Source organism: Streptococcus caprae, from assembly GCF_042649745.1.
GTDB lineage: Bacteria > Bacillota > Bacilli > Lactobacillales > Streptococcaceae > Streptococcus > Streptococcus caprae.
Genome location: NZ_JBHRZV010000037.1, coordinates 1 through 1,251, shown reverse-complemented (window position 1 = coordinate 1,251; position 1,251 = coordinate 1). Strand labels below are relative to the sequence as shown.

The following is a 1,251-nucleotide window of genomic DNA, read 5'->3' as shown; positions in this document are numbered from 1 at the left end:
AACTCGTATTTTCATTGCCATAAACATAAAACGAGAGAAGACAAGTCCTGTCCTCTCTCGGTGTTAAATTGGTCAACCCACTACAGTTGACAAAGAGCCGGAATTCTTACCAGTGGAAAAAAGAAAAATCAGAAGTTAAAAACCTCTGATTTCCCTACCACATTAAACTATACCGGCGGCCGGGGTCGAACCGGCACGTCCTTGCGGACACTGGATTTTGAGTCCAGCGCGTCTGCCAATTCCGCCACGCCGGCTGATAGTTTAACTGGGGTAGCTGGATTCGAACCAACGCATGAGGGAGTCAAAGTCCCTTGCCTTACCGCTTGGCTATACCCCAATAATAAAATAGGCGAGTGATGGGAATCGAACCCACGAATGTCAGAGCCACAATCTGATGTGTTAACCACTTCACCACACCCGCCATATTATTAACACGGGCAGTAGGAATTGAACCCACACTGAAGGTTTTGGAGACCTTAGTTCTACCTTTAAACTATGCCCGTAAAGGAATGGAGAGAGAGGGATTCGAACCCCCGAACCCGAAGGAGCGGATTTACAGTCCGCCGCGTTTAGCCTCTTCGCTATCTCTCCAAAATATTAAATTGTAATGGCGCGAGACGGAATCGAACCGCCGACACATGGAGCTTCAATCCATTGCTCTACCAACTGAGCTACCGAGCCTAAATTTATATTGCGGGAGCAGGATTTGAACCTACGACCTTCGGGTTATGAGCCCGACGAGCTACCGAACTGCTCCATCCCGCGTTAATATCTATTACAATAGTCAAACTATTGTCTAAGGAGGATGTGGGATTCGAACCCACGCACGCTTTTACACGCCTGACGGTTTTCAAGACCGTTCCCTTCAGCCAGACTTGGGTAATCCTCCAAATATAGTCCGTACGGGATTCGAACCCGTGTTACCGCCGTGAAAAGGCGGTGTCTTAACCCCTTGACCAACGGACCATATATGGGCACAAGTGGACTCGAACCACCGACCTCACGCTTATCAGGCGTGCGCTCTAACCAGCTGAGCTATGCGCCCAAGCAAAGCTTGGATTATAATTTTCATTATAAAGCGGGTGACGAGAATCGAACTCGCGACAACAGCTTGGAAGGCTGTAGTTTTACCACTAAACTACACCCGCTTATATGGGAGTTAACGGGATCGAACCGCTGACCCTCTGCTTGTAAGGCAGATGCTCTCCCAGCTGAGCTAAACTCCCTAATCGGTCATCTAGCCCAGCGGTC

Annotated in this window: 12 tRNA genes; all 12 read right to left on the bottom strand. The window is 49.0% G+C overall.

Annotated features, from left to right (window positions below):
* Positions 1 to 170: 170 nt before the first annotated feature.
* Positions 171 to 254 (bottom strand) — tRNA-Leu (locus tag ACFORF_RS05430).
* A gap of 11 nt (positions 255 to 265) precedes the next feature.
* Positions 266 to 337: transfer RNA gene (locus ACFORF_RS05425), tRNA-Gln, on the bottom strand.
* Between the two features lie 11 nt (positions 338 to 348).
* Positions 349 to 421: transfer RNA gene (locus tag ACFORF_RS05420), tRNA-His, on the bottom strand.
* An 11-nt stretch (positions 422 to 432) separates the two neighbouring features.
* Positions 433 to 503, bottom strand: a tRNA-Trp gene (locus ACFORF_RS05415).
* A 7-nt stretch (positions 504 to 510) separates the two neighbouring features.
* Positions 511 to 591 (bottom strand) — tRNA-Tyr (locus ACFORF_RS05410).
* Between the two features lie 17 nt (positions 592 to 608).
* Positions 609 to 681, bottom strand: a tRNA-Phe gene (locus ACFORF_RS05405).
* A gap of 10 nt (positions 682 to 691) precedes the next feature.
* A tRNA-Met gene (locus ACFORF_RS05400) sits at positions 692 to 765 on the bottom strand.
* A gap of 34 nt (positions 766 to 799) precedes the next feature.
* Positions 800 to 889, bottom strand: a tRNA-Ser gene (locus ACFORF_RS05395).
* 5 nt (positions 890 to 894) lie between these two features.
* Positions 895 to 966 (bottom strand) — tRNA-Glu (locus tag ACFORF_RS05390).
* A gap of 5 nt (positions 967 to 971) precedes the next feature.
* Positions 972 to 1,045: transfer RNA gene (locus ACFORF_RS05385), tRNA-Ile, on the bottom strand.
* Positions 1,046 to 1,077: 32 nt separating this feature from the next.
* Positions 1,078 to 1,148, bottom strand: a tRNA-Gly gene (locus tag ACFORF_RS05380).
* Between the two features lie 5 nt (positions 1,149 to 1,153).
* Positions 1,154 to 1,226 (bottom strand) — tRNA-Val (locus tag ACFORF_RS05375).
* Positions 1,227 to 1,251: the final 25 nt, after the last annotated feature.